Origin of the sequence: Methylobacterium sp. WL6 (assembly GCF_008040095.1) — a bacterium.
In the GTDB taxonomy this organism is placed as follows: Bacteria; Pseudomonadota; Alphaproteobacteria; order Rhizobiales; family Beijerinckiaceae; genus Methylobacterium.
Genome location: NZ_VRVH01000234.1, coordinates 1 through 7,250, shown reverse-complemented (window position 1 = coordinate 7,250; position 7,250 = coordinate 1). Strand labels below are relative to the sequence as shown.

The following is a 7,250-nucleotide window of genomic DNA, read 5'->3' as shown; positions in this document are numbered from 1 at the left end:
GGGCCTGGGCCACCGGCGCGCGGCGGCGGGGTTTCGGCTTCGCCGCGGCCGCCTTCGGGGCGCCGCCCAGGCCGACGACGATCTCGTAGTCGGCGCTCACGGCGGCCGGCACGGGGATGTCGTCCTCCACCACCGTGGCGAAGCCCTGGGCCTCGCCCGACCCGACCGAGACCGCGACGCGGCGGGTGCGGGTGCTGACGGTCTTGTCGTCGTGCTTGATCGCGATGGTGAAGGGCACGTCGAACCGGCCGGGCGCGCCGGAGGGGCCGAGCAGGACGCGGGCCTCGATGCCGACCTTGACCGTGATCGACCCGTCCGCGCGCCGGGTGCACTCGCGGGCGATGCGCCCGAGGGAGACCTGGCTGCGGATGCCGGCGCCGGTGGCGCCGGCCGGGTTGGTGAGCGCGGCGCCGCCGTCCGGCACGTCGACGGTCGGGCAGTTGGGCGCCTCGAGCTCCTTGGGCTGCGACGGCGGCACGGTGGTGCCGCCGTACTTGAGCAGGTTGGAGAAGATGTTGCCCTCCTCGGCGCCCGCGGGCGCCGCGCCGAGCGCGAGGGCGAGCCCGCAGAGGGCCGTTCGCCCGATCCCCAAAGCCCCGATCATGCCGCGCCTCCCGATGGTCACTTCAGGCTGTCGAACCCGGCCGCGAAGCCCTTCATCGACAGCGGGATGCCGACGCCCTCTTCCGGCGTCTGGAACACGATGAAGGTCGCCTGCGTGCCGGCCTTGAACTGGCGCACGAGGCCCTCGTCCATCACCACCTCGGCGACGCAGCCGGTGGTGAGGCAGCGCACGAAGCCGGCGCGGCCGACGTCGGTCTGGTCGATCTTCAGACCGAGGCCCGACGGCAGCAGCACGCCGAGCGGCGCGACCACGCGCAGCAGGTAGCCGCGGTTGTCGGCGGTCTTCAGCACGATGACCACCAGGGTGAGGTTCGGGCGGTCCTCGGCGGCGAGGTACTGCACCATGGCGCATTGCTCGGCCTTGGCGCCGGCCGGGGTCTCGCAGCGCAGCTGCCAGTCCTCGAAGGTCTTGCGCACCATGCCCTGCGCCTGCGCCGCGCCGCCGAGGCCGCCCAGCAGGCCGCCGGCGAGGGCCACGGTTGCCAGCGCCGACGACAGGCGCCTGACACGGTCGAAACTCCTGTGCAGCCGCACCGACGATCCCTTCACGAGCGCGCCCCCGAGCCCGTTGCGGGCGGGAGGCCTTGCCGAAAACCCGGGTGTTCCGACCATGCGGGGCCCGGCGCTGTCAAGCGAGCCGCGCCGGCGCCCGCGGCAAACGCGCGGGCCTCAGCGCCGCCTCGTCCCGCCCGGGCCCGAAACGCGGCGGCCGGACACCGTGCGGACCGAATGTTGCCACAATGCGCTATCGCCGGGACGCGCCGCGACCTAGATATCGCAGCGATGCATCATCACACGAGAGCCGGCGCCATGCGTGTCCTCGCCCTGACGGTCCTGCTGCTCGGCGCCACCGGCGTCGCGGCGACGGCCGAGCCGCTTCCGATCGGCGAGACGACCTACGTCGAGCGCTCGCTCAACCGCAGCGGCCTGCTCACGGTCGAGCATCCGCCGGTGGAGGTGAACCCCTACGGCCGCCGCAACGGCAACGCCGCCATCGCCGGCTTCTGCCGCGAGGGCGGGCTGATCCGTCGCCGCGACGAATTCGGCAACCCGATCGTCGTGCGCCAGCGCGAGCTCTGCGACAGCGTCGCCCCGCGCACCCTCGATCCCGGCGAGGTCGACCCCCGCCCGGCCTGGCCGGCGGAACGGGTCTCGCGCGAGCGGGTGCTGCGCGCGAAGGGGTGAGATTCGCGAAGCCGCACCGTTCGCCCACGCGGTTTCACGCTCCTTCCCGTCATTCCGGGGCGCCGAAGGCGAGCCCGGGATCCAGAACCGCAGGTCGTGTTCCCGTATGCGCCGTCGCGGCTCTGGATTCCGGGCTCCGCTGCGCGGCCCCGGGATGACGGGGAGGGACCGGTGGAATGGCGCGTCCTCGGTCCGCGATCCGCCCCCTCACCCGTAGCGATGCAGCGCCGTGCCGTTGCGCTTGAGCCAGGCCTCGGCCGCGTCGACCTCGGGGCAGAGCTGGCCGAGCAGCGTCCAGAACCGGGCCGAATGGTTCATCTCGCGCAGGTGCGCCATCTCGTGGGCGACGAGGTAGTCGAGCACGACGGGCGGCGCGAGGATCAGGCGCCAGGAGAAGTTCAAGGCGCCGCCGGCGGTGCACGAGCCCCAGCGGCTGCGCGTGTCGCGCACCGTGATCCGCACCGGACCCTGGCCGAGCTTGGCCGTGTAGTGCGCCACCGCACGCGCGAGGTCGCGGCGCACCTCCCCGTCGAGGAAGGCCTGCACCCGGCGGGCGACGTGCTCGGGCCCGCAGGAGACCGACAGCACCAGCTCGGCCGCGTCGGCCTCGATCCGGGTGATGCCGCTGCGCGAGCCCCGCCGCACGATCCGGTGCGGCACGCCGCGCAGGGGCACCATCGCGCCCTCCGCGAACGGCACCCGCTCGGGCACGCGGGCGAGGCGCGCGGCGATCCAGCCGCCGTGGCTCACGGCGAAGCGCTGGGCGGTGCTGATCGCGCTGCGGGCCGGCAGGGTGATCACCACCTCGCCGGTGGCGGCCGAGACCCGCAGCGTCAGGCGCCGCGCGGTCGGGCGCCGACGCACCGCGACGCGGTAGGTCTCGCCGTCGTGCACGATATCGAGATGGTCGGGATCGGGGCGTCGCAGCAGCGCGAAGGGCATGGTGCCAGTCTAGCTGCGTGGCCGCCGCCCCTCCAGGGCGGCGACGCCAGATTCCGGCGCGTTTTCGCCCCGTCGGAAGCGCCGCTCAGCTCGCGAGCTGAATCGGCGCCGCGTCGTCGGCCGGAAGCCCCTGCATCGCGCGCACGAAGGCGGCGATCCGCGGGGCGATGATCGTGCGGTAGCGCGAGCCGTTGAACACGCCGTAATGCCCGACGCCCGGCTGCAGGTGGTAGGCCTTGCGCTCCTGGGGCAGGTTCGGCGTCAGGTCGAGGGCGGCGAGCGTCTGGCCGACGCCGGAGATGTCGTCGTTCTCGCCCTCGACCGCGAGGATCGCGCAGCGGCGGATCGCCGTCAGGTCGACCGGCACGCCGCGGTGGCGCATCGTGCCCTTGGGCAGGTCGTGGTTCACGAACACCGTCTCGACGGTCTGGAGGTAGAACTCGGCCGTCAGGTCCATCACCGCCAGGTACTCGTCGTAGAACTCGCGGTGCTTCTCCGCCGAATCGCCGTCGCCCTTCACGAGATGGTCGAACATGTCGGAATGGGCCGTCACGTGCCGGTCGAGGTTCATCGCCATGAATCCCGAGAGCTGCAGGAAGCCCGGATAGACCGCCCGCCACGCGCCCGGATGGATCGGCGGCACGTAGGAGATCGTGTTGGTCTCGAACCAGGCCTGCCCGCGCTCCTGCGCCATGCAGTTCACGGCGGTGGGCGAGCGGCGGGTGTCGATCGGCCCGCCCATCAGGGTCATCGAGACCGGCACGCCGGGATCGCCCGCGGCCTCCATCACCGCGATCGCCGCCAGCACCGGCACCGCCGGCTGGCACACGGCCATCACGTGCAGGTCCGGCCCGAGCGCGGCGAAGATCGCCTTGCAATAGTCGATGTAGCTGTCGAGATCGAACCGGCCGGCGAGCAGCGGCACCATGCGCGCATCCGACCAGTCGGTGACGAAGACGTCGTGGTTCGGCAGCATCGCCTCGACGGTGCCGCGCAGCAGCGTCGCGTAGTGGCCCGACATCGGCGCAACCACGAGGAGCTTCGGCTGCGGGCTGGCCGGCGGGGTCGCGAAGGCGCGCTCGAACGCGATCACCCGGCAGAACGGCCGCTCCCACACGATCCGCTCGGTCACCGGCACGGCGACGCCGTCGACGACGGTCTCGGACAGCCCGAAGGCCGGCTTGCCGTAGCGGCGCGTGGCCCGCTCGAACATCTCGCAGCCGGCCGCCATCGAGCGGGCGTAGGGCGAGTAGGCGAGCGGGTTGGCCGGGTTCTGCAGGCCGAACCGCGCCATGTCGGCGGCCATGCGCGCCGGCGCCATCAGGAACCGCATGCCCTCGAAGGCGGTGTAGGCGAGATCCATCCGGGCCATCGAACGCTCCTTCGCCCGGACGCGGCCGTCGGGCGTTGCAGGCAACCACCTTACCCGGGCGATGGTTCCGGTGAGGGCCCGTCGCGCGGATGTGATGCGATGGTCCTCGGCTCGTTACGCGACACGGCGTGGTCGAGGCGCGGGTCCCCTCTCCCGGACGGGAGAGGGGCGGGGCGGTGCTTCCCGCCCCCCCCCGAACGACCTACGCGTTGTCGCCGCGGATCGCGGCGATGACCGCGTCGGTGACCTGGCGCGTGGTGGCGGTGCCGCCGAGGTCCGGCGTGTGCAGGCTCGGGTCGGCGGTGACGCGCTCGACCGCGCGCATCAGCCGGTCGGCCGCCGGCGCCTCGCCGAGATGCTCCAGCATCTGGCACGCGGTCCAGAAGGTGGCGATCGGGTTGGCGATGCCCTTGCCCGTGATGTCAAAGGCCGAGCCGTGGATCGGCTCGAACATCGACGGGTAGGTGCGCTCCGGGTTGATGTTGGCGGTCGGCGCGATGCCGAGCGAGCCGGCGAGCGCCGCGGCGAGGTCCGAGAGGATGTCGGCGTGGAGGTTGGTCGCGACGATGGTGTCGAGGGTCTGCGGCTTCATCGTCATGCGCATGGTCATGGCGTCGACCAGCATCTTGTCCCAGGTCACGTCGGGAAAGTCCCGGGCGACCTCGGCCGCGATCTCGTCCCACATCACCATGGCGTGGCGCTGGGCGTTCGACTTCGTCACCACGGTCAGGAGCTTGCGCGGGCGCGACTGCGCGAGCTTGAAGGCGTAGCGGATGATCCGGTCGACCCCTGAGCGGGTCATCATCGAGACGTCGGTGGCGACCTCGTTCGGATGGCCCTGGTGCACGCGCCCGCCGACGCCCGCATACTCGCCTTCCGAGTTCTCGCGCACGATCACCCAGTCGAGCTCCGGCCCCGACACGTGGCGCAGCGGCGAGGTGATGCCGGGCAGGATCCGGGTCGGGCGGACGTTGGCGTACTGGTCGAAGGGCTGGCAGATCGCGAGCCTGAGGCCCCAGAGCGTGATGTGGTCGGGCACGTCGGGCGCGCCGACGGCGCCGAAGAAGATCGCGTCGTGGTGGCGGATCTGGTCGCGCCCGTCGGCGGGCATCATCACGCCGTGGCGCTTGTAGTAGTCCGAGCCCCAGTCGAAGTGGTCGAACCGGAAATCGAAGCTGCCGGCCTTCTCGGCGAGCGCGTCGAGCACCTCGATGCCGGCGGCGATGACTTCGATGCCGATGCCGTCGGCGGGAATGGCGGCGATTCTGTAGGTGGTCATGACGGGTCTCCGTGGGATGCGGTGCGAGGATCGAGCGGGGTTCTAGCGCGCGGTGGCGCCGGCCGGCTCGGCCCGCCGCCCGGAGCGGGCGACGACGAGCGTGAGGACGGCCGAGAGGACGAGGAGCGCCGCCACGAAGACCAGGCCGCCGGTGAAGCTGCCGGTGCGGTCCTTGATCCAGCCGATCGCCCAGGGGCCGACGAAGCCGCCGAGGTTGCCGATCGCGTTGATCGTGGCGATGCCCACCGCCGCGGCCGAGCCGGACAGGAACATCGTCGGCATCGCCCAGAGCGGGGGCTTGGCCGAGCTGATGCCGACGTTGACGAGGCTCAGGGCCGCGACGACCGCCAGCGTCGAGGCGGCGCCGCCGGCCAGCATCAGGCCGGCCGCCGCGACGAGGCAGGCGACGACCACGTGCCAGGTGCGCTCGCCGGTCCGGTCGGAATGGCGCGCCCACAGAATCATCGCGACCACCGCGATCGTCGGCGGCACGGCATTGAGGAAGCCGACCGCCAGCGTCGACAGGCCGAAGCTCCTGATGATCTGCGGCGCCCAGATGCCGAGCGTGTAGAGGCCGGCGGAGGTGCCGAAGTAGATCAGCGCTAGCGCCAGCACGCGGATGTCGGTGATCCCGGCCATGAGGCCGTGCTTGGCGTGCACCCGCTTGCCGGCGCGCTCGGCGTCCATCTCCGCGACGAGCCAGGCGCGCTGGTCGTCGGCGAGCCACGTCGCCTTCTCGGGCCGGTCGGTGAGGTAGAACAGCACGACGACCCCGAGGATCACGGCCGGCACCGCCTCGACGATGAACATCCACTGCCAGCCGTGCAGGCCGAGGAGGCCCTCCATCTCCAGGAGCGCGCTGGAGAGCGGCGAGCCGAGCAGCACCGAGATCGGCGCCGCCGCCATGAACAGCGAGACCACCGCCGCGCGGTAGCGGGCCGGGAACCAGTAGGTCAGGTAGAGGATGATGCCGGGAAAGAACCCGGCTTCCGCCGCGCCGAGCAGGAAGCGCAGCGCGTAGAAGCTGGTCTCGCCTTGGATGAAGGCGAAGGCGCCCGACAGCATCCCCCAGGTGATCATCACCCGGGCGATCCACAGGCGCGCGCCGACCTTGTCGAGGATGTAGTTCGAGGGCACCTCGAACAGGAAGTACCCGAAGAAGAACACCCCGGCGCCGAAGCCGAACACCGCCGAGGTGAAGCCGAGGTCCTTGTTCATCGTCAGGGCGGCGAAGCCGATGTTCACCCGGTCGATGAAGGCGACGAAGTACAGCAGGCAGATAAACGGCACCAGGCGCCACGCGACCCGGCGCATGGTCGCCTGCTCGTGCGAGCGGTCCATCGTGTCCTCCTCGGATGGGCTCCGGCGATCGGTCAGTCTTCAGTGCCAACTTCCATGCAAAATGGCATGTGGTAAGATATTGCAGGCGGTCGCGTCAAGCCTGCATTGCAGCCTCCATGGAAGCTGATAGGCCTGCGCCGCGGTGGGAGGTCGTGATGGTTCGGGTGCGTGCGGAGAAGGCCGAGGAGGGCGACAGGCGTCCCTCCCTCGTCAACGACGCCTATGCGGCGATGAAGGAGGAGATCCGCGAATCGCGGTTTCCGCCCGGGTACCAGGCCTCCGAGCAGGAGATCGCGCTGCGCCTCGGCATGAGCCGGACGCCGGTCCACGAGGCCGCCATCCGCCTGCAGGAGGACGGCCTCGTCCGGATCCTGTCGCGCAAGGGCATCGTCATCTGCGCGCTGGCGCCGGCCGACATGCGCGAGATCTACGACGTGGTGATCGCGGTCGAGGGGCGGGCGGCGGCGCTGATCGCGGGCCTGCCGGAAGCGGAGCGCGAAGCGGCGG

The 7,250-nt window shown here is 71.6% G+C and carries 8 protein-coding genes; 2 read left to right on the top strand and 6 right to left on the bottom strand.

Features of this window, described 5'->3' with window-relative positions:
- Both FV230_RS21820 and FV230_RS21815 read right to left on the bottom strand, forming a co-directional pair.
- Window positions 1-604: hypothetical protein (locus tag FV230_RS21820; RefSeq protein WP_147843893.1), on the bottom strand; the 604-nt coding region annotated here is incomplete at its 3' end.
- A 17-nt stretch (window positions 605-621) separates the two neighbouring features.
- On the bottom strand, window positions 622-1,158 hold the full coding sequence (locus tag FV230_RS21815; protein ID WP_243938115.1) for an invasion associated locus B family protein: 537 nt from the start codon (window positions 1,156-1,158) through the stop codon (window positions 622-624).
- A 276-nt stretch (window positions 1,159-1,434) separates the two neighbouring features.
- On the opposite strand from FV230_RS21815, the gene FV230_RS21810 reads away from it, so the two are divergent.
- Window positions 1,435-1,809: a hypothetical protein gene (locus tag FV230_RS21810; RefSeq protein WP_147727962.1), complete on the top strand. Its 375-nt coding sequence runs from the start codon at window positions 1,435-1,437 to the stop codon at window positions 1,807-1,809.
- 207 nt (window positions 1,810-2,016) lie between these two features.
- On the opposite strand, the gene FV230_RS21805 is transcribed toward FV230_RS21810, so the two are convergent.
- The 4 genes from FV230_RS21805 to FV230_RS21790 form a co-directional block, all read right to left on the bottom strand.
- The gene (locus FV230_RS21805) at window positions 2,017-2,751 is read right to left on the bottom strand and encodes a SprT family zinc-dependent metalloprotease (protein ID WP_147843892.1); all 735 of its coding nucleotides are present in this window, start codon (window positions 2,749-2,751) and stop codon (window positions 2,017-2,019) included.
- Between the two features lie 85 nt (window positions 2,752-2,836).
- Window positions 2,837-4,114, bottom strand: a complete 1,278-nt coding sequence (gene phaZ, locus FV230_RS21800) for a polyhydroxyalkanoate depolymerase (protein WP_147843894.1) — start codon at window positions 4,112-4,114, stop codon at window positions 2,837-2,839.
- A 211-nt stretch (window positions 4,115-4,325) separates the two neighbouring features.
- Complete coding sequence (locus FV230_RS21795) at window positions 4,326-5,402, bottom strand: tartrate dehydrogenase (RefSeq protein WP_147727964.1); 1,077 nt, start codon at window positions 5,400-5,402, stop codon at window positions 4,326-4,328.
- 42 nt (window positions 5,403-5,444) lie between these two features.
- Complete coding sequence (locus FV230_RS21790; protein WP_147843891.1) at window positions 5,445-6,743, bottom strand: MFS transporter; 1,299 nt, start codon at window positions 6,741-6,743, stop codon at window positions 5,445-5,447.
- A 155-nt stretch (window positions 6,744-6,898) separates the two neighbouring features.
- Here FV230_RS21790 and FV230_RS21785 point away from each other — a divergent pair.
- A partial coding sequence (locus FV230_RS21785; RefSeq protein ID WP_147843890.1) for a GntR family transcriptional regulator occupies window positions 6,899-7,250 on the top strand: 352 nt, incomplete at its 3' end.

Excerpts from the sequence above, each read along its gene's own strand:
- FV230_RS21810 (WP_147727962.1), top strand. The coding sequence starts at position 1,435 with ATGCGTGTCCTCGCCCTGACGGTCCTGCTGCTCGGCGCCACCGGCGTC.
- FV230_RS21805 (WP_147843892.1), bottom strand. The coding sequence starts at position 2,751 with ATGCCCTTCGCGCTGCTGCGACGCCCCGATCCCGACCATCTCGATATC.
- phaZ (WP_147843894.1), bottom strand. The coding sequence starts at position 4,114 with ATGGATCTCGCCTACACCGCCTTCGAGGGCATGCGGTTCCTGATGGCG.
- FV230_RS21795 (WP_147727964.1), bottom strand. The coding sequence starts at position 5,402 with ATGACCACCTACAGAATCGCCGCCATTCCCGCCGACGGCATCGGCATC.
- FV230_RS21790 (WP_147843891.1), bottom strand. The coding sequence starts at position 6,743 with ATGGACCGCTCGCACGAGCAGGCGACCATGCGCCGGGTCGCGTGGCGC.